Annotated in this window: 14 protein-coding genes, 1 pseudogene and 1 CRISPR repeat array; of the genes and pseudogenes, 12 read left to right on the forward strand and 3 right to left on the reverse strand. The window is 66.6% G+C overall.

Features of this window, described 5'->3' with window-relative positions; genetic code table 11:
* The first annotated feature begins 36 nt into the window (after positions 1-36).
* From FJR00_RS13925 to cas2, 5 genes are read left to right on the forward strand one after another with little or no spacing between them, the layout of a single operon-like run.
* The gene (locus tag FJR00_RS13925; protein WP_141339261.1) at positions 37-1206 is read left to right on the forward strand and encodes a hypothetical protein; all 1170 of its coding nucleotides are present in this window, start codon (positions 37-39) and stop codon (positions 1204-1206) included.
* Between the two features lie 22 nt (positions 1207-1228).
* Positions 1229-1576 carry a hypothetical protein gene (locus tag FJR00_RS13930; protein WP_141339262.1) on the forward strand — a complete coding sequence of 116 codons (348 nt, stop codon included), beginning with the start codon at positions 1229-1231 and terminating at the stop codon, positions 1574-1576.
* A complete protein-coding gene (cas6, locus tag FJR00_RS13935; protein ID WP_181409640.1) occupies positions 1569-2345 on the forward strand; it encodes a CRISPR system precrRNA processing endoribonuclease RAMP protein Cas6 in 777 nt (258 codons plus the stop codon). The genes FJR00_RS13930 and cas6 overlap by 8 nt, the downstream gene beginning before the upstream one ends.
* Positions 2346-2350: 5 nt before the next feature.
* Positions 2351-4219, forward strand: a complete 1869-nt coding sequence (gene cas1 / locus FJR00_RS13940; protein ID WP_181409641.1) for a CRISPR-associated endonuclease Cas1 — start codon at positions 2351-2353, stop codon at positions 4217-4219.
* Complete coding sequence (gene cas2, locus FJR00_RS13945; RefSeq protein WP_141339265.1) at positions 4210-4497, forward strand: CRISPR-associated endonuclease Cas2; 288 nt, start codon at positions 4210-4212, stop codon at positions 4495-4497. The genes cas1 and cas2 overlap by 10 nt, the downstream gene beginning before the upstream one ends.
* 355 nt (positions 4498-4852) lie before the next feature.
* A CRISPR array of direct repeats spans positions 4853-6514; the repeat unit is 37 nt; unit sequence GTTCTGAAGCACGTCTCGCGCCATAGCGAATAGAAAC.
* Positions 6515-6553: 39 nt separating this feature from the next.
* On the opposite strand, the pseudogene FJR00_RS13950 reads toward cas2, so the two are convergent.
* Together FJR00_RS13950 and mobF are read right to left on the reverse strand one after the other, a co-directional pair.
* A pseudogene (locus tag FJR00_RS13950) lies at positions 6554-6733 on the reverse strand (hypothetical protein); the annotation flags it as partial.
* Between the two features lie 10 nt (positions 6734-6743).
* Positions 6744-12473, reverse strand: coding sequence for a MobF family relaxase (gene mobF, locus FJR00_RS13955; RefSeq protein WP_141339266.1), 5730 nt, complete (start codon positions 12471-12473; stop codon positions 6744-6746).
* A gap of 1510 nt (positions 12474-13983) precedes the next feature.
* Between mobF and FJR00_RS16050 the strand changes: the two genes are divergently transcribed.
* The 5 genes from FJR00_RS16050 (at position 13984) to FJR00_RS13980 (ending at position 20582) form a co-directional block, all read left to right on the forward strand.
* Positions 13984-14340 carry a hypothetical protein gene (locus FJR00_RS16050; RefSeq protein WP_238330503.1) on the forward strand — a complete coding sequence of 119 codons (357 nt, stop codon included), beginning with the start codon at positions 13984-13986 and terminating at the stop codon, positions 14338-14340.
* An 88-nt stretch (positions 14341-14428) separates the two neighbouring features.
* Positions 14429-14992, forward strand: coding sequence for a thermonuclease family protein (locus tag FJR00_RS16055; RefSeq protein ID WP_202876687.1), 564 nt, complete (start codon positions 14429-14431; stop codon positions 14990-14992).
* 704 nt (positions 14993-15696) lie between these two features.
* A complete protein-coding gene (locus FJR00_RS13970; protein WP_181409642.1) occupies positions 15697-16257 on the forward strand; it encodes a methylase in 561 nt (186 codons plus the stop codon).
* Positions 16250-19543, forward strand: a complete 3294-nt coding sequence (locus tag FJR00_RS13975) for a DEAD/DEAH box helicase (RefSeq protein ID WP_141339268.1) — start codon at positions 16250-16252, stop codon at positions 19541-19543. Before FJR00_RS13970 ends, FJR00_RS13975 begins: the two co-directional genes overlap by 8 nt.
* Position 19544: 1 nt before the next feature.
* Positions 19545-20582, forward strand: coding sequence for an Eco57I restriction-modification methylase domain-containing protein (locus FJR00_RS13980; protein ID WP_141339269.1), 1038 nt, complete (start codon positions 19545-19547; stop codon positions 20580-20582).
* A gap of 591 nt (positions 20583-21173) precedes the next feature.
* Here the strand turns inward: FJR00_RS13980 and FJR00_RS13985 are convergent.
* Positions 21174-22811 carry an SGNH/GDSL hydrolase family protein gene (locus tag FJR00_RS13985; RefSeq protein WP_141339270.1) on the reverse strand — a complete coding sequence of 546 codons (1638 nt, stop codon included), beginning with the start codon at positions 22809-22811 and terminating at the stop codon, positions 21174-21176.
* A gap of 465 nt (positions 22812-23276) precedes the next feature.
* On the opposite strand from FJR00_RS13985, the gene FJR00_RS13990 reads away from it, so the two are divergent.
* Both FJR00_RS13990 and FJR00_RS13995 read left to right on the forward strand, forming a co-directional pair.
* Positions 23277-25952: a hypothetical protein gene (locus FJR00_RS13990; RefSeq protein WP_141339271.1), complete on the forward strand. Its 2676-nt coding sequence runs from the start codon at positions 23277-23279 to the stop codon at positions 25950-25952.
* Between the two features lie 382 nt (positions 25953-26334).
* Complete coding sequence (locus FJR00_RS13995) at positions 26335-26823, forward strand: hypothetical protein (protein WP_141339272.1); 489 nt, start codon at positions 26335-26337, stop codon at positions 26821-26823.
* Positions 26824-26841: the final 18 nt, after the last annotated feature.

The raw sequence follows: 26841 nt of genomic DNA on the forward strand, positions 1-26841 counted from the left end.
CTGAAGAGATCGCAGGAAAGACTCGCGGAGCAGTGGGTGGACCTGTGGAGCCACCGCCGACCCGTGCTGGCCTCCGGCATCACCATCCTTGCCGTCACCCTTGCGGCCGCAGGATCGGTGGTGATCGAGGTCTGGACGGAAAACCACGAGTGGGTCCGTCTGCTCATCAGCATCGTCAGCGCGGTGCTGCTGGTCATCCTGCTGCTCACCCAGGCGCGGGTCACCAAAGAACGCGGCACCTTGTACTACGTCCGCCTGATCGGGGGTTGGATGCCGGACCTGTACGCCGACATGGAGTCGGAGTTCGGCAACACCTACGGTGACGAGAAGGTCGTCGCCGAGCACATCATCGCTCAGCCCCGGCAGGGAGTGTGGGACCTTTCCGACCAGGTCGCCTCGGTCACCCACAAGCTCCAGCTGCTGATGGCTCAGGACGACACGCGAACCAGCTTCACCATCGCCCCCAACATGCTCTACGCCGTAGCGCTGGCTGTGGGGTACCGCATGCACGCCCCGAAGGACACCAGACTCATCGAGTTCGGGGGCGACGGCGAGCAAGCGATCACGTGGAGGATGGCAAAGGGTGGTGGGGAGGAACTTCCGGACACAAAGGTGGTGAGCATCGGACCACAACTGCCCGCAGACGGGGACCCCGATGTCCGCAGCGTTCTGCTGAGCGTGTACCTGACCCCCAACAGCCATTCCTTCGCCCCTCGTGGCCTGACAACTGACCGATGCCACGTCGTGGGGATTCTGGACGAGCATGGCAGGCCGGTATCCGTCACCCTTCACCAGCCCGGTGCGCCGGCAACAGGCGCGAAAACGGCACCCGACTTCGAGTCGGCCACCCGGGCGGTGATCGCCGCCATCACCCAGACCTTGACCTCATATCCCCGGGCCACGGTCTACCTGGCCGCCCGGCTGCCCAAGACCGTGGCGATCGCTGTCGGTCACGGACTGGGCGGTCCCGGACGAGCCAACGGCACCCCCATCATCCCCCCGGCCGCCCGGCGCCCCTGGTCGCGGCTCGTGCCGCTGCTCCTGAACCAAGAGTCTTCCAACGACCCCGCAGAACCCAGCCCTTGCTTCCTCGTAGCCAGGGTCGATCCCGCTCAACCCGAGGTGGCCGAGCTCTCGGCCCTGGCCATCCGCGACGGCCTCTTCATCCACCCACCGGACGGCGAGCACACACATGCAGCCACGTGACCAGCAGCAAGGGCCGGTTCGGGTGCTGAACCTCACCTCGCACCCTGTCACCCTTTACGAGGGCGATGCCGCCATCACGATGTGGCCACCGGAGCCCACAGGTCCAGCACGGACCCAGGACCGGGAGCAGGTGGCCGGCACGATCACAGTGCAGGGCTGCGACGTTCCTCTGGTGGAGGTCTGGAGCGAGGGCGAGGTGACCGGGCTCCCCGAGCCACGTGCAGACACGCTGGTGATCGTCTCCCGGATAACGGCCATGGCGTCGTCGCGCACCGATGTGGTCTTCCCTTACAGAGAGCACCGCGATGCGCAGGGACGCGTCGACGGCTGTCATGCCCTCGCCCGGTGGAGGAGTTTCGGCGATGCCTAGCCGCTGGTTGATCAGCATCGCCGGGATCGACCCGCAGAGGGTGACGCCCGAGTTCGTCCACGCCGCCATGACGAGATGGTTCGACGGATCCGATCACCGCGCGACGGACAAGCCGTACTCGCTGTACCCCCGCACCGTAGACGCTGTCGGCCCGGGTTGGGCAGCAGGCGGGCTGGAGGTGGAGGTAGGAATCGTGAGCGAGCTCGCGGAAGACCGACTGCACGAGCACGCCAGGCCGGGTGCAGCGATCCGACTGGGCAGCCAGCACGGTACGGTCCGCCAGGTGCAGCTGCTGCACGCGGAGTCGTGGGGTGCTCTGGCCACGTGGAGCCATGCCGACCGATGGAGGCTGACCTTCCACGAGCCCACGACCTGGAGTACCAGAAACCGGACGACCCCCTTGCCGGTGCCGGACACGATCGTCAGAAACCTCCATCGGGCATGGCGACTGTGGAGCCCCATACCGATCCCGCCAAGACCCCAGATGTGGGCGAGCGACCTGAGTGTGGTCAGCGACGTGCTCTCCGCGGCCGAACGCCGGACCAGGGGACTACCCTCAACGCTCAAGGTCGTGTCCGCATGCAAGGGATCCATCGTGCTGCGCGCGACGGCCGACAGCGACGTCGCAGAGGCACTCCTGCGCCTTGCCCCCTACACGGGAGTCGGGTCCTTCACCCTCAAGGGGATGGGCGTTACCACCGTCGACTGCATGGGAGCTCCCCGCGACATGCGACAGATGCGCCCGTTGACCAGGCCGGCAGGGGCCTGACCGACATGGGCCTCCTCGCGGACCGTGCATTCAGCGAGCGCGCGCTGCGCGAGGCCTGGGCGGCGGTGGTGAAGAGAGACGGCGAGGACGGACAGTTGACCCGAGGGACCACCCGGTTCGCCGAGCATCTCGACGAGCAACTGATCCGGCTGCAGGCCGATCTCGCTTGGGGAGCCTACCGGCCCGCGGACCTGGTGGAGGTCCGACTGGAGGACCATGACCGCACACTGCAAGTCCCTACCATCCGGGATCGAGTCGTCGAGCGCGCACTGCACGACGTCCTTGTACCCATCGTCGATCCCGTGCTCGGACCGGCGTCCTACGCCTACCGCCCCGGACTGGGCGTTGCGGACGCAGTCCAGGAACTCGCCCGCCACCGCGACGAAGGCTTCAGGTGGGTGGCCCTCACGGACATCGACGACTGCTTTCCCAGCTCTCCGGTCGCCGTTTCCCGCCGTCGATTGGGCGCGTTGGTCGACGATGGGCAACTGTTGGATGTCGTGGACCTGTTGCTAGACCGCAAGGTACAGCGTCCTGGCGGCGGACGTGGGGTTGTGAGAGGGCTAGCGCAGGGGTGTGCACTGTCGCCTCTGCTGTCCAACCTGATCCTCGTCGAAGTGGACCAGGCCGTGTTGGCGGCTGGCTTCTCGGTGGTCCGTTACGCCGACAACGTGGCCATCGCAGTCTCTGATCGGGGTGAAGGCATGGAGGCGCTACGTCACACCTCGCGCGCCTTGGAACGGATGGGCATGAAACTAGGTTCCGAGGACACGGCAATCATGTCTTTCGAGGAGGGCTTTTCCTTCCTTGGCGAGGACTTCGGTCTACGATACCCGCCGGTACTCTCCGAGGCCGGGGTGGAGGAGCCGGAGCACAAGGTGGTGTATGTGGCCACCCAGGGCGCTCGCGTTCGCGTTGCCGCTGGACGGCTACTGGTCGAGTCTGCGCAGGACGTCGATCTATTATCGGTGCCCACCTCGCGAGTCAGCAGAATCGTGCTCTTTGGCGGCGTCGGACTCAGCGCGGGTGCCCGGTCATGGGCGTTGACTAACGGTGTCGACGTCGTATTGGCGTCAAGGCGCGGGAGCTACCTGGGTAGTCTGCAGGCAGCCGGGGTGACGCGTGTCGAACGAGTCCGGGCGCAACTGGCGGCGCAGGGATCCCAGGACGCCGTGGCTCTGGGCCGGGCCATCGTTGAAGCGAAGATCCGAAAGCAGGCGGTGGTGCTCCAGCGCTTCGGTCGACGAGCCCACCGCGACGACGTCCCGGCAGCGGTCAGTCAGTTGCAGCGGAGCCTCCGACTCTTGCCCGAGACCTCCTCTGCCCAAGAAATCATGGGTGTCGAGGGTGCGGCCGCAGCCGCGTACTTTCCAGCTTTCGGTTCATTGTTCCCCGCCGACCTGATGTTCGAGCACCGCAGTCGCCAGCCTCCGATGGACGTCGCCAACGCAGCGCTATCATTCCTTTACGTCGTCCTCCTCGGAGAGTGCGTCAGCGCCGTGGCCGCCGCGGGGCTTGACCCAGCTATCGGCCTCCTGCACTCGGACGATGGTAACCGCCCTAGTTTGGCCCTGGACCTGCTGGAAGAATTCCGGCCGTTGATCGTGGATCAGGTGGTCCTCGAGGCAGCACGGCACAGGCGCCTGACGCCGGGCCACGCGCATCGTGAAACGGGACGAACGGGAATCCTGTTGACCAGGGCGGGCCGGGAAGAGATGCTCTCTGGCTACGAGCGGCGGATGTTGCGCATGACCCGCGGTGCTCTTCCGGGCTTCTCGGGGACGTGGCGGTGTCACCTGTACCGGCAGGCGCAGCGGCTCGCTGCAAGTATCTCTGACCCCGACGTGGCATGGACAGGTCTGTCATGGCGTTGAGGACGGTGGTTGCGGCCTACGATGTCCGCGACGATTCACGACGAGCCCGACTTGCCGCGCTGCTGCAGTCGGTCGGGGACCGCACGCAACGATCCGTCTTCATCCTGACCCTCGATGAGGAGCAGCTGGCCCATGTCGTCCTGCGCGCCAACACCATCCTTGACCTGGAGCAGGATTCGTTCTACCTCTTCCCCCAGTGTGCTGTCTGCTGGGACGACGTGCGGTGCATCGGTCAGGCCGAACCGACGAGCAAAGTGCTCTATTGGTGCGTCCTCTGACCAACCTCACGTTCGTCCGCGATCGTTCCGTTGAGCTCCAGGGACACTGGGTGGGCCATTGCCCAACCGGAACCTCGGGTGTGCAGGGCGGGTGACCAGCACTTGAACACTCCGGGAACGCCTCACCACTACGGTTCTGCCGGCTCCGCCTTGCCGGGTGTGCCACCAGCCTGTAACGTCGCTGGTCAGAGTGCTCGTGGCTGACCAAGGGTTCTGAAGCACGTCTCGCGCCATAGCGAATAGAAACCTCAGCGATGAACTCATCGGCCAGCTCGGTATCGTGTTCTGAAGCACGTCTCGCCATAGCGAATAGAAACGGGCCAGGAGCTCATGATGATTCCTCTCGACGATTCTCGTTCTGAAGCACGTCTCGCGCCATAGCGAATAGAAACTCGACATCCAGGTCCGCAGACATCGAGACGAAGGGGTTCTGAAGCACGTCTCGCGCCATAGCGAATAGAAACTCGTTGATGACGCCGCTGACCTCGCGAAGGGTCGTGGTTCTGAAGCACGTCTCGCGCCATAGCGAATAGAAACAGGAGCTTGCGCGCCTTCTCGTCGGCGTTGTTGCCGTTCTGAAGCACGTCTCGCGCCATAGCGAATAGAAACCGAGGACATCTCCGCGTCCAGCATGTCGACCCAGCCCGTTCTGAAGCACGTCTCGCGCCATAGCGAATAGAAACGAACGGAACCACGTCACTGTTGTCGGGACCCGTCGCGGGTTCTGAAGCACGTCTCGCGCCATAGCGAATAGAAACTCGTCCTTCGTGAAGTCCTGCTGCATGTTCGGTGAGTGTTCTGAAGCACGTCTCGCGCCATAGCGAATAGAAACAACAAGATGCCCACCGTGAGTGCGATCTCGATCTGTTCTGAAGCACGTCTCGCGCCATAGCGAATAGAAACCCAACCACGCCGGCCATCGCAAGCACTAGCGTTCCTCTGTTCTGAAGCACGTCTCGCGCCATAGCGAATAGAAACGCGAAGGTCATGACTGCTGGCGGAGTCGGATCGGGCTTGTTCTGAAGCACGTCTCGCGCCATAGCGAATAGAAACGAGGCGAGGACATCTACGGCTCGTGCGACCTCTTCGAGTTCTGAAGCACGTCTCGCGCCATAGCGAATAGAAACTGTTGATGAAGCGCTGGATGTACCTTCTGACCCGCTCGTTCTGAAGCACGTCTCGCGCGATAGCGAATAGAAACGTGACCCTCGTTGATCCTCGATGCGATGTTCCGGTTCTGAAGCACGTCTCGCGCCGTAGCGAATAGAAACCTTCGGGCGCAGTAGGGCAACTGCGCACGGTGACGCACGAGTTCTGAAGCATGTCTCGCGCCATAGCGAATAGAAACGTGACCCTCGTTGATCATCGATGCGATGTTCCGGTTCTGAAGCACGTCTCGCGCCGTAGCGAATAGAAACCTTCGGGCGCAGGAGGGCAACGGCGCACGGTGACGCACGAGTTCTGAAGCATATCTCGCGCCATAGCGAATAGAAACATTCGGGCGCAGTAGGGCAACTGCGCACGGTGACGCACGAGGTCTGAAGCATGTCTCGCGCCATAGCGAATAGAAACCTTCGGGCGCAGTAGGGCAACTGCGCACGGTGACGCACGAGTTCTGAAGCATGTCTCGCGCCATAGCGAATAGAAACAACGAACGCCGCCGGAGCGAGGTTCGTGCCGTTGCGTTCTGAAGCACGTCTCGCGCCATAGCGAATAGAAACTTGGTTCCGCTGGCTTGGGCCAGACGATTGCGGGTTCTGAAGCACGTCTCGCGCCATCGCGAATAGAAACCAGACAGTGAACTACTCAGTCCAGCTGGCCGGCATCGCGTTCTGAAGCACGTCTCGCGCTCCAGCGAATAGAAACTCCTCGGTGTGGACGGACCAGAAGGTCATAGGCTTTTGTTCTGAAGCACGTCTCGCGCTACAGCGAACAGAAACGGTTCGACGGTGCTTGCCGCCCTCTCGCTCAACTGCTGCGGTTCTGAAGCACGTCTCGCGCCATAGGGATAAAAACTAGGGCAACTGCGCACGGTGACGAAGCCACCGATTAATTGTCAAGAGCTGTAGATCGGCCTAGCACGCGACGTGTTGCTGGTCTTCTGATTCCTCGGTCGTTCGACGAGTTTGCCCTTCTCGAAGGTCGCGCCGGCACGGACGGGGGCGACCAGGGGCGGGGCGTTGACCGCTCGCCAGCGTCGCTGCGCGGACTCGATGAGTTTGAACGCCATCGCGATGGGGCAGGAATCACCGTCCGGGTGAGACGGGACCATGAGATAGTTCGTGGGACAGGGCCCGTTCGGTCTCGGGCCGGGCCGGTATTTTGGCGATGGCGTCCTTGGGCCCTTGCGTGCTGCCCGCGGATGGAACTACGACAACGAGGCGGTAGCGCAGCGCCTGTGCCGGGCGGGAGGACACCAGGGGCTCGTCGGTGATGCTTGCCTGGGCCAGGGCCTGGACGTCGTGGCCCTCGTCGTGCAGGTGCTGCATGACGTGGGCCAGGGCGGGCCAGTCCTCCTGGGCGGTGAGTCGGGTGTCGAGCTGGTCGGCGAGGGGAGCCCACCGCTGTTCGGGGGCTTGCCGGGCGGCTGCTTCGAGCCGGGCTCGCACATCGCGGGCGTTGTCGAGCTGCTGGGTGGCGACCGCGTGGGGGTCGTCGTGCCAGGCGCTGATTGCCTGGTGCAGGGCCCGGCGGGTGGTCTGTTCGTCGGTGCCGAGCCGGTCGGCGATCTCGGTGCAGGTGCGGTCCCAGCTGGACGGGTCGGCGGTGGCCAGGACCCGGGCCGCCGGCTCGAGCGCCTCGTCGGCGGGCAGGTTGGTCAGCCGCTCCTCCAGCAGGACCTCGGACAGGGGGCAGGAGCCGAGGATGGCGCCGGTCACAGCGTCGGCGCCCTGGTCGTGGAGCATGGCTGCGGGGTCGGTTCCCTCGGGCAGGGGCGTGTGGAAGGTGGGGATGTTGTGCTGGGCGAGGAGCCAGTGGGCCCGTTCGGCGGCCATGCGGCCGGCCAGGTCCGCGTCGGTGGCCGCGATGACCGGGCCGCCGAGCTGGGCCAGCTGCGCGGCCTGGTCGTCGGTGAGGGCGGTGCCCAGCGGAGCGAGGCCGACGTACCGGCCGTGGGTGGCGAGGGTGATGGCGTGGGCGTCCATCGGGCCCTCGACGAGCACCGGGGTGGCCCCGGCCTTGATGAGGTTGGCGTCGGCGCCGTAGAGCTGGTTGCCCTTGGCGAAGAGGGGCGTGGTGGGGGTGTTGAGGTACTTGGGACCGGCGTGCGGGGTGTCATCGGTGGTGGAGGGGTTGCGGCGGCCGACGAAGCCGAGCACCTGCCCGCTGGTGTCGGTGATGGGGAAGACGGCCCGGTCGCGGAACCGGTCGATGAGGCGGCCGTCCTTGGTGGTGGTGGCCAGCCCGGTGGTCTGCAGCTCGGTGTCGGTGACGCCCTGGGCGCGGAGGTGGTCGGCCAGCCGGGTCCAGCCGGTCGGGGCGTACCCGGGGCGCACGTGCGGGTGGCCGGCGACGTCCTGGCCGAACCGGTCGGTCAGGTAGTCGCGGGCCCAGCCACCGGCGGTCAGCTGCTGCTCGTAGTAGTGCAGCGCCATCGCGTTGACCTGCGCCAGCCGCTGCAGCGGGACGGGTGATTCCTGCGCCTGGACCGCGCGGTCGTAGGCCCGCTGTAGGTCGGTGTCGGTCGGGTCCAGCGGCCCCATGAGCCGGCGGTACTGCGCGGCCAGGGCCAGACCAGCGTTCACCTGCGCGATGTCGAGGTCGTCGGCCTGGTCGACGTCGGTGGCGGCGGAGGAGGCTGTGAGCGTGTCGAGGTACTGGCGGTACTCGGCGTCGGTGGCCTGCACCGAGACCGGGTGCGGGTCGACAGCGACTGCGGCCAGCTCGAGGTCCTGCTCGTGGGGGCCGGCGGCCTGGTGCAGGTGGGTCGGGTCGTCCAGGAGGGTGCTGATGGTCCAGGTCATGGCCGCGGCGTCGTCGACATCGGTGCCGGGCGTGGGTGCGGTGGCGGCGAGGTCGTCCAGGGACCAGCCGCGTTGCAGGGCGTGGTCGACGGTGGTGACCAGCGCCGGCCACCAGGTGCTGGTCTGCATCGCCTGGGCCCGGTGCTCCCCGAGCTTGCTGGTCAGGGTCGGCACCCATGTGGTGGACAGGAGCTGGTCGGGCCCGGCGGTGGTGTCCACGGCCGGGGTCAGGTGCTGCGCGACGCGCCACCACAGCGCGGCCGCGGCGTGGTCGTCCGGCAGTGCCCGGGTGCCGGCGGCCTCCCGGACCAGGGCAGCGGCGTCGATCCCGGCCCGGGTGGCGGCGGCCAGGCGCTCGGCCAGGACCGGGGCGAAGGCGTCCTTGACCGCACCTGGGGCGACCTGGGCCAGCAGCGGTCCCCACTCGGCCAGGGCGGGGGAGCGGTCGCCCTGGATCTGCGATCGCAGCTGGCGTTGGTAGGTCGCTGCGGCCTTGGAGGCGTGGGCCGGGCCGGTGGGGCGCAGGTCGGTGGCCTCGACCTGGTTGGCGGCCCGCCAGACGGCGACGGCTGCGAGCACGTCATCGGCCGGGGGTGCAGTTCCTTGTGCGGCCCACTCGGGGGTGGGTGCGGTGACCGCGTGCTCGGCGACCTCGGTGGCGAGGTCGGTGACGCGCTGGGCGCGGGCGGCCAGGTAGGGCCCCCAGGTCGGGTCGGTGCCCAGGGTGGCGGGGATGCCGGGGATCCACGGCAGCGGTCCGGTGGGCGTGTTGCGCATCCCGGTGTCGTCCAGGCGCCAGTCGACCGTGGCGGCGGGGTCGGCGGCGGTGTCGACCTCCCGCGCGGTGACCGCGCCGGTCAGCGCCTGCACCGGGTCCTGCCCGCCGGCGGCGGCGATGAGGGTCAGGTGTGCCCGCAGGGTCGGCCACGCCGCCGCGCCGGTCATGCCGGGGACCAGACGGTCAGCGGCCTCGTCGAGGCGCTGGAGGCGCTCGGTGCCGACCGTTGCGGCCGCGGCGGTGTAGAGCGCGTCGACGTACCGGGCGGTGGACTCCCCGAGCAGGACGGCCGGGTCGTCGGCCTGCCGCAGCAGGGTGGAGGCCGAGGCCGGTGCCTCGTCCCGGGCCAGGATGGCCTCGAGCAGGTCGATGGCGGTGCGCGGGCTGACCGTGTCCGGCTTCGCGACGTCGTGCTCGTCCCCGGTGCCGACGACCTCCAGGTACACGTGGTTGGCGTCCCGGCCGCGGGTCATCATCGTGTACAGCTGCTGGCGCGACTCCTGCCCGGTGGCCAGGCCGTGGGTGACGTCGACCGACACCCCTTGGGCGGTGTGCACGGTGGAGGCATACCCCAGCTCGACGTTGGCCGCGACGTAGTCGGCCGGCAGGACGATCTTGCGGCCGGTGCGGGTGTGCTGCACGACCAGGGCCCCGGCGCGGCGCGCGTCCAGCACGGTCCACCGGTCACCGTTCTTGACCCAGTCGGTCGGTGCGGTCTGCAGGCGGCGGTCGTTGCGGCGGGTGATGACGGTGTCCCCGACCGAGGCGTGGTTGCCGTCGGACAGGGCGACCTCGTCGGTGGGGCGGGGGGCTCCGTCCAGGCGGTGGTCGCGGGCGCGCTGGTTGAGCTCGGCGACCAGCTCCCGGGTGGGGGCGAGCATGATCGCGTCCTTGCCGCGGGCCCGGTCGGCGGACCAGGCACCGAAGACGTCCTCGGTCATGGTGGCCAGGTCACCGACGTGCACCCGGCCGGTGTCGAGGTAGAACCCCAGCGCGGAGGGGCGACCGTCGCGCAACTCGAGGGAGGCGCCGCCCTCGGCGGCCCCGGTGAAGCGCATCAGCTCGGTCAGGTGCAGGGCACCGTGGGTGGCGCGGATGTCGCGCAGCACCCCTCCGGCGCCTACCGCGGCCAGCTGCTGGTCGTCTCCGACCAGCCGGACCGAGGCGCCTCGGGACATGATGAATTCCACGGCCTTGTCCAGGGACAGGGTGTCGACCATCCCGGCCTCGTCGATGACCACCAGGGCCCGTTCGTCGATGTCCCGGGCCCAGGTGGGCAGGTGCTCGGGGTCGTGCTCCAGGTGCCAGACCAGCTTGGCCAGGGTGTCGGCCTGGGTGTCGGCGTTCTCCCGCAGCACCGCGGCGGCGGCCGCGGACGGGGCGAGCCCGACGACGGTCCCGCCGGAGGACTCCCAGGCCCGGGCCAGGGCCCGCATGGCGGTGGTCTTGCCCGACCCTGCGGGAGCGATCGCCAGCTGCACCCGCGCCCCTGACGTCGCCATGCCCTTGACCAGGGCGGCCTGCCCGGCGTTGAGAGCCACCCCGTTGGCGACCGATTCCAGCAGGGCCACGTCCACGTCCTGCTCGCAGGCGCGGCGCCCGTCCGTGACCCCGGCAGCGGCGACCAGCCGTTGCTCGGCCTGAAGGACCGCGGTGGAGGTGAACAACTGAGATCCGGCGACGGTGTAGACGCTGGTCCCGTCGGCCCGGCGCAACGGTTCCGGTTCGACGATGGTGTCGGCCTTGGCCGACGTCATCGCCCTGCTACGCGCCAGCGCTGCCTGCGTGAGCTGCTCGACCCAGTCCTCGACCCGCTCCAGCGGCACGTCGACGGCGCGGACGCGACGCTGGGCCTCGGCCCGGACGTGCCACACCTGCCACGTGGACCGGGACGCCTGCACGGTGTCCACCACCCGGGCTGCGGTCCGCTCCACCCACGCCTCATCGACGCTCTCCCCTAGCCCGTGGGTGCGAGCACCGGACAGCGCCGCGTCCACCATCGAGGCCAGCCCGTCCTGGTCACCGAGCACGGCCAGGGCCTCTGCCCGCCACGTCTGCCGCTGCTGCGCCTCGGAGCGGGGCTCGTGCTTGGCGTCCCGGGTCTCCAGGGTGGCCTGCTGCGCCAGCTGGATCGACTCCACCGGGGTCGGCGGCCGGCCGTGCTGGGCCTGGAACGCCTGCGCCAGCTCGCTGCGCCGCGCCTGGATGCTCACCCGCCGGGTCGACCACGCCTGGTTGAGCCGGTCGTCGACACCGACGACCTCGCGCACCGGCCGCCTGTGCGCATCACTGCGAACTGCACGCGCGGCGAAGGTGATCCCCAGCGGTCGCAGGTGCTTCTCCAGGGCAGTGTTGTACGCCTCGGAGGCGGAGACCATCGCCTTGAACAGGGTGCGCCCGTCGACGGAGAGCCACCGCCCGTCCTTGGCGGTCTGCACCTTGTTCGCCACGGCGACGTGGGTGTGCAGGTCCGGGTCCCCGGCGCGGGAGTCGCGGTGGGTGAACGCCGCGGCGACCAGACCGCGCACGTCCACCTGCTGCACGCCGTCCTTACCGGTGCGGGTGAACAGGGCGTGCTTCTCGATGTAACCCAGGGCGTCCCGGACAGCCGCCTGGTGGGCCGCCTCGATGCTCAGGGCCAAGGGGCGGTCGGCCACCGCCCACAGCGTGGAGACCGACTTCACCGGGGAGAACGTCAGGTCGAACCCGGCCACGGCGATGGTCCGCGGCCGGGACTGCTTGGCGATGAGCCCGGCCAGCTCCCGCTCATCGAACGGCTCGCGGCCGTGCTCGGCACGGAACATCTCCAGGGCGACCTGGGTGCGGATGCTCGCGCGTTCCTCCACCGAGATCGGGTGGTCCACCGGCAACCCGAGAGCCTTATTGTGCTTCTCGAACCGGCGCGCCACCTCGATCCGGAATCCGGTCACGTCCTCGCGCCCGCGGTACACCCGGAACGGACGGCCCAAGCTCTGCCCGGACTCATCACCCAGCGGGTGCTCCCCGGTGCCGAACAGGCGGGTCATGTGCTCGGCGGTGACCTCCTCGCCGGCGGCCAGGCCCACGATCCCGGCCATGCCCGCGCCGACCCACACACCCGGAGCCTCGCCCTGGGCCGTGTAGTAGCTGCCCAGCCCGCTGTGCCCGACCTCGGTGGCGTCCTGCCGCGCGACCTGCCGGGTCAGGTAGTCATACCCCGACCCGGCGGTCAGCTTGTGGATGGAGGCCGTCACGCTTCCCGAACGCAGCAATGGGGGGCGGACGGGGTCCGCAGACTGGACCAGCACGGGCCGCTGAACACGGTTCCAGGCACCGGGACAAATTCCGTCGAACGGGCGATCTGGGACCGAAAAGCGCAGGTGGGGACGCGGTCAACCCAGGTGCGACTCGCGTCGAAATTCCCGTGGATGCAAGAGGTGTGTGGGAGTTGAGCGGAGCGGGAATGGGCGGGGACGTCGGTGCTCGACGTCGTCGGGTCGCGAGGTCACTCGAGGATCGCTGGAACCGGGACGGTCCTGGGTACTGCCTGTGGGATGTGGAACGTCGTTTCGAGGAAGGGTGTGATCGCAGATGGCGGATCAAGCGGCGGCGCAGGAGGCACGGCGGGCGGCCAGGGAGGCCAGGGCGAGGGTTCGGGCCGAGCGTGCCGCGCGGGAGAAGCGGCTGGCCCGAGCAGGGGAGACGGTCGCCGTCGAACTGGCGCGGCGCGACGCCGCGGTGGCCGATCACGAACGACGCGCAGGGGAGGCACTGCGCACGATGGTTCAGGACGAGCGACTCAGCGTCCGAGACGCCTTGAGATGGTGCGGCGTGCAGGGCCTGACATCGAGGCAGGCCCTGCGGATGATGCACCGCCCAGTCGAGAAGACCATGCACGCAGGCGAGGTCAACGGGGCACGGGAGGGTTGAACCGGGGCTCCGGCGGGCCGCAGCGCCTCCATCGCCCGTGTCCCATCAACCGGCAAGGTGCACCGGTACCGTGGGGAGGTGCCCATGCGGCTGGCCCTTGCCGTTGCGGTCACCGGCCTGGCCGTAGGCGTTCTGGTTGAACAGCGAGACCCTGCTGGTCCCCCTGCGCGCCGTCGCCGGATAGCCCGGGCTGTGGATACCTTCACGCCGTCGTCTTCGCCGTCCGGCATCCTTGGCGGTCGGGAACGACGACGGTGGAGGGACCAAGGATGGACATCGGGGCGACGGCCGCGCACGAGCGGATGAAGCTTGAAGCGGTCGAGGCCGCAGCCGCAGCGTTGGAGCGGGCTGTGCTCGAGGAGAGGCGGGCTCGAGAAGCACGTAACCGGGCCGTGCGAGCTGCTGTCAAGGCAGGGGTGAGGCCCTCGGTGGTGGCCAAGGCGGCAGGCATCAGTCCGGGGCGCGTGTCCCATCTGACGCTCGCTCCCGGGCACTGACCCGGAGGGGACAGCGGGTGGCTTCCCGGCACGCTCTGCGCCCACCTGCCGGCGACCTTCGGTCTGCTCGACGACGTCGACGCGTGCCCGGGAATCTGCCATGGGTCGTGCAGCCGCAGGCACCGACCCATGGAGGACCACAGTGACGGAGCCTTCAGGCCTGTCGGAGGTGCGGGGTAACGTCACAGCCGTCCAGAACGTGCCGAGGGGTGCCATCACCTGCCTCCGCGAAGGTCTGATGGGGCGGGGTCCTGAAAGGGGCCCCCGCCAGCCGGAGATGTCCTGCAGCGAAGCAGGCAGATGGGGAGAAGGAATGGTTCGTGCCGCTCTGATCGGCGTGCTGATCACCGTGGCCTCGTTCATCGGGGGACTGGTCTTGCTCACGGTGTCCGTCGTGGCCATGGTCGGGGTCGAGGAGTCGGACCCCGCGGCGGTGTCCTCCGCGCCCGTCCCTGCCGCGACACGGGAGGCTCCTACCGAGGAGCCGGTGCCGACGACGCCGGAAGAGCCTTCCGACGACGAGACCGCGGAGCAGGCTGCGGAGAAGGAGGCGGCCGACGCGAGGCGCGCCGAGAGGGCCGAGGCACGCGCCGAGGAGGGCAAGCGCATTCGCCGCCGAGACGCGAGCCGCCCAGGAGGAGGCCGCCCAGGAAGCCGCGGAGAAGAAGGCGGCCGAGGAGAAGAAGGCTGCTGAGGAGGCCGCAGAGAAGAAGGCGGCCGAGGAGAAGGCAGCCGAGGAAGCTGCGGAGAAGAAGGCCGCCGCGGGGGAGCTCGCGACGGTCGTGGCCATCGTGGACGGGGACACCGTCGACGTGTCCACCGGTGCCCGCATCAGGATCGCCGGGATCGACACCCCCGAGCGTGGGGAGTGCGGCTACGAGGAGGCCGGTGCCCGGATGATGGAGCTGGCCCGGGACCGTGAGGCGGTCCTGGTCAAGGCGGGCGCGGACAGCATCGACCGGTACGGGCGGCTGATCCGCTACCTGGACGTGGACGGACGCGACGTGGGCCTGACGCTGATCCAGGAGGGCCTGGCCATCGCCCGGTACGACTCCCGCGACGGCTACGGGTGGCACCACCGCGAGGCGGAGTACGTCGCCGCCGACGCCGCCAGCCCGCAGGCCTACTCCTGCCTCGCCCCAGCTGCGCCCCCACCCGCGCCCGAGCCAGCACCGCAACCGCAGCCGTTCGTCCCCCAGCCACCGGCCGGGGGAGGCACCGATCCCCAGTTCGGCACCTGCAAGGAGGCGATCGCCAACGGGTACGGGCCGTACGTCGTCGGCGTGGACCCGGAGTACCACTGGTACCGCGACGCCGACAGCGACGGGATCGTCTGCGAACGCTGACCGACCCGGCCGGCTAGCTCGGGAGGGAGCCGTGCGCGGCCTCTAGGACGGGTCGTGCGCGCGCTGCTACGGGCACCCCCAACAATCAAGTGGCACCGGCACCGGCGGCCGTGAGAGCGCCGTGAGACCGAGACCGGTCATCGCTGATGGTGGCGCCGACGATCGGAGATGGTGTCCGACCAGCTCATCCGTCGGCAACTTCGACACCATTCCCGTCTGGCGGTCGGAAGCTGCGGGCCGACTCGCGGGCTGGACCACCAGCGGCTCCGTCTACGGCCCAGAGTCAGGGGCGCACCGTCAACCTGGTGATGGCCACTCGGCCGGAGCCTGATCCCTAGCTGATCTCCGGCGCGTTGCGATGTGTTGCGTGTTGCACGTTGTAGGTTTGTCGGACGCTGGATCGACCTACCAGGCGCTCGCGATCGTGCTGGGGTCCTACGAACGACGAGAGGACGTATGAGCGACGCACCGATGGACGCGTTGTGGGGGACCGCCAGCCGAGCGTGTGGGGACTGTGGCGGCGAGTTGGCGGACGAGGTGCCCTGGAACGAATGACAGTAGCGATTCCCACACAGGGCGGGTCCTATTCACCGTCTACCGCAGTCCGCCCAAGCGTTGGCTCGAACCGGACAAGCATCGAGGAGCTGATCGTGAAGTGTCGGCACCGTGTCCGGACCTACGGTGAGGTCTTCACGCCCCGGTACATGGTCGACCAGATGCTTGACCTTGTCCCAGAAGAGCTGGGTAGCGGACCCGGCTTCGTCGACAAGACATTCCTCGAGCCGGCGGCAGGCGACGGCAACTTCCTCCTGGCGATCCTGCACCGCAAGCTCAGCGCTATCGAAGAGCAGTACCCCGCCGGGCAGTGGATCCGGGAGTCGCTGTTCGCACTGGCCTCCATCTACGGGATCGAGCTGCTGGAGGACAACCATCAGATCGCCAAGGAGAAGATGCTCGCGGAGTTTCTCCAGTTCCACCGGCGGCACGGGGTGCGCTGCTATCACCGCACCCACGTGTACCGTGCGGCTGCCTTCCTCATAGACACCAACATCGTCCGTGGGGACACCCTGACAGGCCTGGACCCGAGCGGTGCCCCGATCCAGTTCTCGTGGTGGACCCGTGTCGAGGGCGACGTGTCGCTCGTCCAGCGCGATCTGTTCACCTTCAATTCGCTTCGTGGCGGCGCCTTCGACTTCACCGAGTATGAACGCTACTCACCATGCCGGATCGAGCATGTGCACCGGGAGGGAAAAGCACGTGGATAGCCCAAAGCTCAGGACGTTCCACCAGATCACACCCCTCATCTACTCCTGGTCCACGCCGGACATCCCCAAGTACGCGGGTTGGGAGAAGATCGGGTACACCGAGCAGGCGGACGCTGACACCCGGATCGCCCAGCAGGCTTCTCAGCTGGGTATCGAGAAGCGCAAGGAATGGTCGCGCCGGGCGCTGTTCACGTCCGAGGGAGGTGGGCGCTTCACGGACAAGGACTTCCATGCCTACCTCCAGCAGCAGGGGGTCGAGCGGGAGACCGCGCCGAAGCGCACCGAGTGGCACCACTTCGCTGTGGCCCGAAGGTCGTCGCTGGACTACTTCAACAGCTTCGCGGGTCAGGACTTCTCCGATCTGCAGCGGGCCGTTGCCGAGGAGGACTACGTCCTGCGGCCGGAGCAGCAGGCCGCCGTGGACCAGGCGATCGAGGCCTTTGGGTCCGGTAAGACCGAGGTGCTGTGGAACGCCAAGCCGCGGTTCGGGAAGACGCTCACCACCTACCACCTGATGCGCACCCTTGACGACGTGCGCAGGGTCCTCGTCCTCACCAACCGGCCCGCGATCGCGAACTCCTGGTTCGACGACTTCACGATGTTCATCGGACACCAGACGACGTTCAAGTTCGTGTCCGAGTCGGAGTCTCTGAAGGACCGGAGCCCCATGACCCGCGCCCAGTGGAGGTCGTTCTCGAACGAGTATCAGGACTTCGACCCGCGCATCGTCGAGTTCGTCTCGTTGCAGGATCTGAAGGGGTCGCAGTACTTCGGCGGTCCTTTCGACAAGCTGAGGCACATAGCGCAGTTCGACTGGGATCTGCTGGTCATCGACGAGGCCCACGAGGGTGTCGACACCGCGAAGACGGGCGTGGCGTTCAACCAGATCAAGCGCAGGTACACCCTCCATCTGTCCGGGACCCCGTTCAAGGCGCTGGCCTCGGGCAAGTTCGATCAGGACCAGATCTTCAACTGGACTTACGAGGACGAGCAGGTCGCGCGGCAGGCGTGGGACGACGACTCCCAGGAGAACCCGTACGCGGCGCTGCCCAGGCTGAACCTCCTGACCTACCAGCTGTCTCGGATGATCACCGACCGTCTCGAAGTCGGCGTGGCCGTAGACGAGGACGAGGCGAACATCGACTTCACGTTCGACCTGAATGAGTTCTTCGCGACCAAGGACAACGGCTTCTTCGAGCACGAGGCAGAGGTCATCAAGTTCCTCGACAGCCTCACGACCAACGAGAAGTACCCTTTCTCCACCCCTGAGCTGCGCGACGAGATCCGGCACTCGTTCTGGCTGCTCAACCGTGTCGCCTCGGCCAAGGCACTGGAACGGCTGCTCAAGAAGCACGAGGTGTTCAAGGACTACACGATCGTCCTGGCCGCGGGCGACGGACGTTCGCACGACGACACCGACCTCGAAGCCACCGAGAAGTCCCTGGACAGGGTCCGCAACGCCATCGCAGAGGCCGAGAAGGCGGACGGGAAGACGATCACCCTGTCCGTCCGCCAGCTGACCACCGGCGTGACCGTTCCCGAGTGGACCGCCGTCATCATGCTCTCGGACATGTCCTCTCCCGCCCAGTACATGCAGGCCGCGTTCCGGGCACAGAACCCTCGCATCTTCGAGCGCAACGGACAGGTGTTCCGTAAGGAGAACGCCTACATCTTCGACTTCGCACCCGAGCGCACGCTGAGGATCTTCGACGAGTTCGCGAACAATCTGCATCCGAACCCCTCCGGCGACCCGGACGCGCGCCGGGAGAACATCCGCACGTTGCTGAACTTCTTCCCCATCTTGGGCGAGGACACCGAAGGCCGGATGATCCAGCTCGACGCTTCCAAGGTGCTGACGTTCCCGCAGGTGTTCAAGGCCCGCGAGGTCGTGCGACGTGGCTTCCTGTCGAACCTGCTGTTCGCCAACGTTGCCGGCATCTTCCGATACAGCGAGCACGTCAAGGAGATCCTCGACAAACTTCCGACGGCGAAGCAGGGCAAGGTCAAGGTTGGGGAGTCCCTAGAAATTCCGCAGCCGCCCCCGGTGACCGATCCTGACGGCAACGTCCAGGTCGACGTCGAGACCGTCATCAACCCCAAGGTGGAGCAGCTGGGCAAGCCGGTCTACCGGGTCGAGGACATCCCGACACCCGCACCGGACGTCCCCGCGCATGTGGCGGCCCGCGAGATCGCCAAGGCAGTGACTAACCAGGCACGCGAAGCGCGCCAGGCGCTCAAGGAGGAGTACCACCTGTCCAACAAGCAGGTCGAACGCGACGAAAAGCGCACCGAGCAGGCCGTCCAGGCCAAGGTCGAACGTGCCTACGCGGAGCACACCATCGCCACCAAGCATCTCGAGGACGAGCTGAGGAACGCCGCCACCGAGGACGAGGCGCAGGACATCGAGGTCAGGAAGGCCCAGCTGGAGGAGGCGCTCAAGGCGAACGTCCTGGGCATCGTCGAGGAGTCACTGGGTTCGATCGTGACCGAGGTCGTCATTCGTGAGGAGACCAGGACCGAGCAGAAGCGCGCCAACCAGACGATGGACGACGCTCGGTCCCACCTGCGAGGGTTCGCCCGGACCATCCCGATGTTCCTCATGGCCTACGGCCACCGCGACCTGCGCCTGGCGAACTTCGACGACTACACCCCGGCCGACGTCTTCGAGGAGATCACCGGCATCACGGAGGAGGAGTTTCGCCTCCTGCGCGACGGTCAGGAGGTCACCGAGGAGGACGGCACGGTCACCACGATCCCCGGCATGTTCGACGCGCCCGTGTTCGACCAGGCGGTCCAGGAGTTCCTCGACAAGAAGGAAGCCCTGGCCAACTACTTCGACGACGCCCAGACCGAGAACATCTTCGCCTACATCCCCCAGCAGAAAACGTCCCTAGTGTTCACACCACAGCCCGTCGTCAAGCGGATGGTCGACATCCTTGAAGCCGAGAATCCCGGCATCTTCAGCGACCCGACCAAGACCTTCGCCGATCTGTTCTCCACGGCCGGGTTGTTCCTCATGGAGCTGGTCCGGCGACTCGACACCGGCCTGGCAGAAATCTACCCAGACCAGGAGGAGAGGCTGCGGCACATCCTCACCTCACAGGTGTTCGAGATGAGCCACAACAAGATTTTGCACCGCATCACCATCGAGGCGGTTTCCGGTGGCATCCCGACACGCAAGAGGTGGATCGAGGACTCCGGCCACTTCACGGTCGACAATCTCATCAGCATGAGCAAGCAGGAACGGCAGACGGTGGTCGACCGGATGCTGGCGGAAGGAAACTGACATGAGCAAGAAGTTCGACGTCGTCATCGGAAACCCGCCGTACCAGGCGGACCTGGTCGGTGACAACGAGAACAAAGCACCGCCGATCTACGACAAGTTCATGGATGCGGCCTTCGAGGTGTCAGTGCAAACTGTACTGATCACGCCTGGCCGCTTCCTCTCGAACGCGGGGCAAACCCCGAAATCTTGGAATCGGAAGGTGCTTACGGATGAGCACCTGAAGGTCGCGCTATTCGAGCCATCGTCAGCGACCGTCTTCCCTGGGACCGACATCAAGGGAGGGATCGTTGTGACTCACCGTGACGAGACTCGGGTGATCGGCCCGATCGGCACCTTGGCCTACATGCCAGAGGTGCAGAGCATCGTTAACTCTGTGCAGGCGCTAGGAGAGGACTCCCTGGCAACCGTCATCACCGAGCACCCCTGTAAGTGGACCAACCAGGTGTTCATCGACCACCCGGAGCTGCAGACACGAATCCCGGCAAAGAGCGGCACTCGGCTGAAGACCAATACCTTCGATCGTATGCGCGAGGTCTGCATGGAAACGATGCCTGACGATGGGCACGAGTACCTCGGGATCCTAGGGCTCCTTGGGCCCCGCAACCGAGCCACGCGGTGGATCCGCCGTGACTATCTCATCGCCCCTCCAGTTGTCGACGCACACAAGGTGGTCGTCGCGGCCGCAAATGGATCTGGCAAGTTTGGCGAGGTCTTGGCGGGTCCGGTGACCATGGGTCCGGCGACTGGTGTGACGCAGACCTTCATCTGCATCGGGGCGTATGACACCGAGCTCGAGGCGGTGTCGTGCCTCAAGTACGTGAAGTCCAAGTTCGCTCGGGCAATGTTAGGCGTCCTCAAGACCACGCAGCACAACCCCGCCATCAAGTGGAACCTTGTACCGCTGCAGGACTTCACGGACGCATCAGACATCGACTGGACTAAGCCCATTCCCGACATCGACCGGCAGCTCTACGCGAAGTATGCGTTGAACGCTGAGGAAATCGCCTTTATCGAGGAGAAAGTCAAGCCGATGAGCTGATCGGGTGTTCGGACCGGTGAAAGATACTGGGTCGAGACAGACAGGACAGAGCAGCACGAGCGGTGAGCGCGTCTACAGCGTCGCAGACGGCAGTGGGGCGGCCCCTGAGGCCGTCAACCCCGTCGAGGCGGGCCTGAAGGAGCGCCACGACCTGTAGGAATGGGTTCTCGCTCGTCCGTGGACCGGCCCATTTTGTCGGATACCCGATCCGATCACCGTGTCGCTGACCAGCGACGTTGCAGCGATGATCTCACGTCCCGGCGCCTTGTCTCACCTGGATGCGGCGCACGGCATCGCCGCTCGGGTCGTGGTGGTGAGCGAAACCCCGGGATGGCCTGCTTTCACGCAACTGTCCGAAGGGGGTCTGGTCCGAATGTTGATGCCACGTCGCAGCCCCTGGACGGACGGAGCAAGCACCGAGGGGCCTCTAATACCCGGACACAGTGGTGATCCTCAGGCCCAGCGGATGCTGCTCGGGCGGGGAGTCAACTGAGATCCGGAGAAAGTGGTCGGTCTGACGACTAAAGCAGCCAGATGACGCGGAGTTGATGGGAGGAATCCTAGTCCGTGTCCGATCTGCGCGAGGGCCACTCAACCGCGCGCTGGCCTACGCAAGCGCCCCATCTCCTGTGCCAGAACGGGGCCGATGATGTCGGCGATGACGGTATGGCCGCCCGCGTCAGGGTGCAAGACGCCTTCCTTGTCCAATTGTTTGCGCACGGTACCCTCAGCGGCTCGCCAATAGCTGTCGCTCGAGCAGTAGCCATGTCCCTTGAACGCTCGGGCGATCCCGCCCACATAGCGATAGGTGTGTTTCTCGCACCACTCCTCCAAGCGCGCGTTGAGAGCATTGCCTACCGCTTCGACAAGTGCGGCTTCGGCCTCGCTCAGAGACAATCCCAGTGACGGGACATCAAAGAGGCCGCAGCCTGCCTGCGGGCGTTCGTCGTCCCCATCGAAGAGTGCGGTCGGGTACTCGACTACCATGACCGCGCGGGGCCGCAGTTCGCTGTTGATTCGATGTGCGAGCTGCTCGAGGGATCGGGAGAATTCCGAGCCATCACGCAACTGCTCCAAAACCCTAGCCTGCACTTCACCCGGGCTGTGCACGCCTTTGGAGGCGTAGGCTTTGGCAAAGGCCAAGGGCGGCGCAAAGAGGTTGAGAACGGTGAAGAAATCCCACCACGACGATGTCTCCTTCGTCAGGGACTGGAGTGCCTGGGCAAATCCCATGTCGTTGCCGCCGATGCTGAGCATGAGAACGTCTGGCCTGCCTCCTTGGCCAAGTCCCCCTAGGAGATCGGCGAGCTCACTGATTTGGCCTTCCGGATGCAGGTGGGGTAGGGGTGCATCACCGTTCTTCTGTCGCGTCAGCAAACCGTTGCGCACCTCGGCTCCGCTGACAGCGGTCGAGACGAAACTGATGACACGTTCGTTCGTATGCTGCCGAGAAGCGGCCCAACAAATGCCGGAGTTGTTAGACCTCCAGGACAGAGGCTCCTGCCAGGTGGGCGGCCGACCGCTCACATCGAATGCGTCCATCCAGAAGAGCGTGGTGAAGTTGGCGGCGAATTTGTCGTCGAAGAAGTCCAGTTCTCCTTCTCGGTTCGGATTGCCCTGGCCTGAGGCGAAGGAGTCACCCATAACGCAGATTAGCCAATCCTCGATCTGTCCCTGATAGGTGAGTGTCGATCCGGCACTTCCGATCTCCCCATCTTGTCCGAACAGTGGGGTGATCCGTACCGTGAAAGGGCCTGCTTGGCGTGCCGTCAAGGATAGCTCGCCACTGGTCTGGCCCGCCTCCTCACGGACCGGCTTCTGGAAATCGCCCGCCCCCCCTGGTTCTCCGCCCACGTCGATATTCAAGTCATCGGCGCCAGGCAACTCCGGGAGGGGAGCCTCACCTGATCGTTCGATCCCGGACGCGTCCGTCAGAGACCAACGAGCAGCGGTAGCCCACATGCCCCGGCCTCTCCGAATGACGTTCTTCGCGAGTGTGATTCGCAGCCGGTAGTCGCCCGGGGTGATGGAGGCAGGGTCCCAGCGGTGGCTGTCTGCGTCGTAACGGCCACGGACGACAGGCTCAACCCGGACGTCGATCCCCTTGCTCTTGACTCTTTCAGGTGGCTTCTTCGCCTCCTGGCCATGTTGCTCCTCTAGGAATTCCGAGACTTGGTTCTTGATCTTCATCGAGTCCCAGAACGCACCGCTCCTGTTCTGACCAGGCATCAAAATCTCCTCCTGAGGTCTGCTTTGGGGCCTTGGCGATGGCACGGTGATGGGGCCTAGCGCCTCATTACCTGCCGTCAAGTGAGATTAGTCAGGCACCGTTCGCTGAGCGTTCGCAACGTTCAGTGACGCTGTGCAAGGGCGCCTCCTCGGGCCGAGCCATGAGGTTCCTAGAAACCCGGTCGGGGCGCGACGACTGCCCTGAGAATGGGGCTCCCGCCCAAGGGTGGTCACGATCGGATGTCGTCTCCGATCACCCAGGGCGTGACCTGCAGGAACGCCCGGGCGTCTCACACCATCTGGGCGTGATCTCACCGGGGGAGGGTAGTGCGCGTCTGGTCGCAACAGCGAACCGATGGGGGTCCGCGGTGCCGTGATCGGTGGCCGCAGGTCCCACCCGCCCGTCCGGCTGCGGTGAGGACTGTCTTAGCAGTACATTCATCCTCTCGGGCGGAGGTGCGCGGCATGACTCTGAGGGTGCTCCACCAACAGTTCCTTCTTCGTGTGCTGTTCGTTGTCATGATGGGTGGCCTGAGCATGCCGCTGGTCGTGCACCAGGAGGCGATCGCTGCCGAGACCGGTGGTGAGGCTCCGGAGGGGCCATTGGACCTGTGCAGGGAGGCGGAGGATCTCAACGCCCAAGGGTGGCCGACGAAGGCCCTCGGTCTGCTGGATGAACAGGTACCCGATGGGGCAAGTGCGACGGCCACGCCCACCGGTGAGGCCGGGGAAGACCCACCCACCGACGATGGGTCAACTGCGACCGCTGATCCTGACGACGGACCCGTGGACGAACCCGACCTGTGCCGTGAGGTGAAGGTCGATGCGCTGATCCGCATCGCCCGGGGAGAGGCCTACACCTCCCTGGCCACGAGTCTGGAGGCGGCAGCTGCCAACGAGGCTGACGGCTCTGCCGACGACCCGGCAGGAACCTCGCCCGCCCAGACTGACCTGTGTCCTCCGGTCGACGCGGCCGGTCTGGACGCGCGGGGCGCGCGACAGCTGGCCTTTCAGTGCAACCGTGACAACCCTCCACCGGTCGACGAAGGCCTCCTGGCGACCGTGCAGCGTGCGTGGCACAAGGCGGTCACCGCGGTCGTCGACCCCTTGCAGACGCTCGCGCTGCCCGTCGCGCTCGTGGGGCTCGCGTTGATGGTGATGGCTCGGCTGGTCGTCCCCCTGCCGCGGCGCTGGCCGCGGGTCAGCAGTCGTGGACACGGTTGGCTCGCCCTCGTATCGGGCGTGACGGTGCTGGCGGCGGCGTTGTCGATCGCGGCCAGCCTGCCCACGGGTCTCCATGGAGCCATCGAGATACCAGTACTCGTCTTCGCAGCAGTGGCTGTGGTTGCAGCTTCGATCATGCTTGCCGTCTTGCGGCCGGGGGCTTGGTGGACTCTTGCGCTGGGGTCGCTCGCTGTGGCCGTCCCCGTCATCGGAGCGGTCACCCAAGCCTCGGACCGTGTGCTTCTCCTCGTGATCGGCTCGGTGCTCGCCGGACTTGGCGTCGTGCTTGTGGCGACGGAGATGGCCACCCGTCTACGCCTGTCCATCGCCGTCAGGGACACCGCCAACGCGGACAAGGAGGCCACGGTCGGCCACCTGGTCGCCCTGTTGGAGACCATGGGGGGCGAGGAGCCCCGTGGGCTGGAGGTGCCGCGTGGAGCGGACGTGACCGCGCTGACGTCGAACATCATCTCGACCGACCCCACCAACGCCGTGCTGAAGGTGTTGTGGTCCTTGTGGCAGGTCGTGGTCGCTCCTGTCCCGTGGCGGATCCAGGTCGACGAGGACACCAACGGTCGGTTCAACGTCGTCATCACCCGCAACGGCCGTGCGGAGACTGCGGCGGTTGTCCATCCCGCAGAGCTCGAGCTCGGTCCGGTGGCTCCCACCGCGGACGCGCCCGCGGCCGGGGACAACGAGGGTGGCGCAGCTGGACCGACGACCACCCCCGACCTTCACCGGTTCGTCGCCGCAGCGATCCTTGTCGCCCTGGGACGGCGCTACACGGACTTCGACAACCTCTACGGTGTCACCGATTGGCGCAGCCTGGGGTACCACTGCGTTGCCACCATGGACGTGCCCGAAGGCCCGCCCCGGGAACGCCTGCTCGCCAAGGCCCTGCAGGCGCAGCGCGACAACCTTCCCGCCCAGCTGGCCCTGCAGAGCTCCTTGCACCGGAAGGCCAAGGAGTACGACGAGCTGGACCGGTTCGCCTCCTGGCTCGAGGATTTCGTTCACAGGCTGGGCATGCACGAACTGCAGGGCACAGCCCTGCACCTGCGCGCACTGAACATGCGGACAGCAGTGCTCATCAATCGCGACTACGCCCAGGATCCGCTTCGTAGGGAGCTGACCCCGGCGGTGGAGGACACGACCAAAGAGCTGGCGGAGGCCCTTGAGCAATATCAAGGACAGAGGCCTGTCGATCAGGTCGGGGGGCAGACGTTCGGAGACCTCATGGGTGCCCGGCTGCGGTGGTACCAAGCAGCAGTCGGGGAGTCGGGTCCACCGTTCACCGTGAACCCACCAACACCCCGCGAGGCATACTCGGCGGCCTGCTACTTCGCCTCGCTGGACTTCAAGCCTGACGTGGCCATCGCCATGCTCAAGGAGGCCGACGTCGACAACGCACTCCGTGACTGGCGGTCCAAGGACCCGCAACTGGAGAGGCTCCGTAGGGACAAGGCCTACGACGAGGCGTTCCCCGTCGAACCACGGAAGGACGTCCTGGACCTACCAGCCATGCGTGCCGAGCAGCCGAACTTGAAGCGCATCGGCCTGACTACGACGGCATCGCTTGCCGCGTACTACGGCAGGGAGCGGGAGCTCGCAGAACTTGTGGGGATCTCCTTGGTGTCGGCCGCCAGGATCACCTCTGCTGCCGAGCTGGTCAGGTCCCTTTCTCGTCGACTCCCCGACCACGCCATCGAAGTCGTCAACGTGCTGCACGACCTCGGTCTCGCCGATCCGGACAACCTACGACGACTCTCCGGATGCGAGCGTTGGCGGCTGGTGCGAAGCATCGAGGAAGGAGTGCAGAAACAGGTGCAGCCAGACCCAGCACATCTCCGACGTGACCTGCACCTGTGGCTGTCGACCTGGCCGGTGCGCCGAAGGGCTGGCCAGCAGCAGAATTGACCGCCGAGGGACTGCTGTCACTGCCGTGCGACGGGTCCTGCGAGACCGACGGGCATCGGCGGAATCCGGTTCCCAGTGACCCAGGAACCGGAATGGATCGGACCGCCCATTCCGGACCCTGCGACTGGCCTTCTGATCTCACCTCGCTCGCAGCGTCTGCGACGGCCCCTACTGCCATAGGGCCACGGGACCGGGGCTACAAGCGCCGCCGAGAGCGGGTTGTCTGCGGCCGCCTGTGCGACACAAGCGCGACAGACTTGCGGTAGTCCTGTCCTTGGCCGGTCCCAGGAGGACCGTCCTCGCTCCACCGAAGGGTGTGCGCGGTCCGCACGAGCAGCTCGCCGCAGAGGGTGGCGAAGGGTCAGGAGAAGGTATGCGAAGGATGAGCAGGATCGCCCAGACGGCTGCGGTCGCTGCAGCATTCGTGATGTCGGGTCAGGCCGCTCAGGCGGGGGTCTACACCGCGGGCGAGAACGAGGTGGTCGGCATCGGTCTCGATCTGGTCATGACCGCCGACGGCTGCCAGGTGCAGCTGACCTACGACGGTCCGGCGGAGTTGAGCATGACGGCGTGGACCGGGGTGGAAGAGGGCGGGACCTATGGCGCGGTGGCGCACCTGTACATCAACAGCGGCCACTACTTCGGCTTCGCCTCCCAGCAGAGCATCCGCGAGAACGACGGTTGGGGTGCCGGTGAGGTGATCAGCCCGACCAACATCACGGCCTTCGGCTCCGGCTTGTCCTGCGAGTGGCCCGATGAGGGCACGGTGGGTGTCATCCCTCCGCATGCCGGGGTCCAGGGGCCGCCGCCGCACGCCGGCGTTCCCGGTCCTCCGCCGCACGCCCGCGGTCTCGCCGTCGGGCTGGGCTGAAGTTCGATCCGGAGCTGG

The organism is Ornithinimicrobium kibberense (assembly GCF_006519705.1).
Lineage (GTDB): Bacteria > Actinomycetota > Actinomycetes > Actinomycetales > Dermatophilaceae > Ornithinicoccus > Ornithinicoccus kibberensis.

Coding starts and splice junctions, on each gene's coding strand:
- FJR00_RS13970 (WP_181409642.1), top strand. CDS start 15,697: ATGGTCGACCAGATGCTTGACCTTGTCCCAGAAGAGCTGGGTAGCGGA.
- cas2 (WP_141339265.1), top strand. CDS start 4,210: ATGGCGTTGAGGACGGTGGTTGCGGCCTACGATGTCCGCGACGATTCA.
- FJR00_RS13980 (WP_141339269.1), top strand. CDS start 19,545: ATGAGCAAGAAGTTCGACGTCGTCATCGGAAACCCGCCGTACCAGGCG.
- FJR00_RS13995 (WP_141339272.1), top strand. CDS start 26,335: ATGAGCAGGATCGCCCAGACGGCTGCGGTCGCTGCAGCATTCGTGATG.
- FJR00_RS13990 (WP_141339271.1), top strand. CDS start 23,277: ATGACTCTGAGGGTGCTCCACCAACAGTTCCTTCTTCGTGTGCTGTTC.
- FJR00_RS13985 (WP_141339270.1), bottom strand. CDS start 22,811: ATGCCTGGTCAGAACAGGAGCGGTGCGTTCTGGGACTCGATGAAGATC.
- cas1 (WP_181409641.1), top strand. CDS start 2,351: ATGGGCCTCCTCGCGGACCGTGCATTCAGCGAGCGCGCGCTGCGCGAG.
- cas6 (WP_181409640.1), top strand. CDS start 1,569: ATGCCTAGCCGCTGGTTGATCAGCATCGCCGGGATCGACCCGCAGAGG.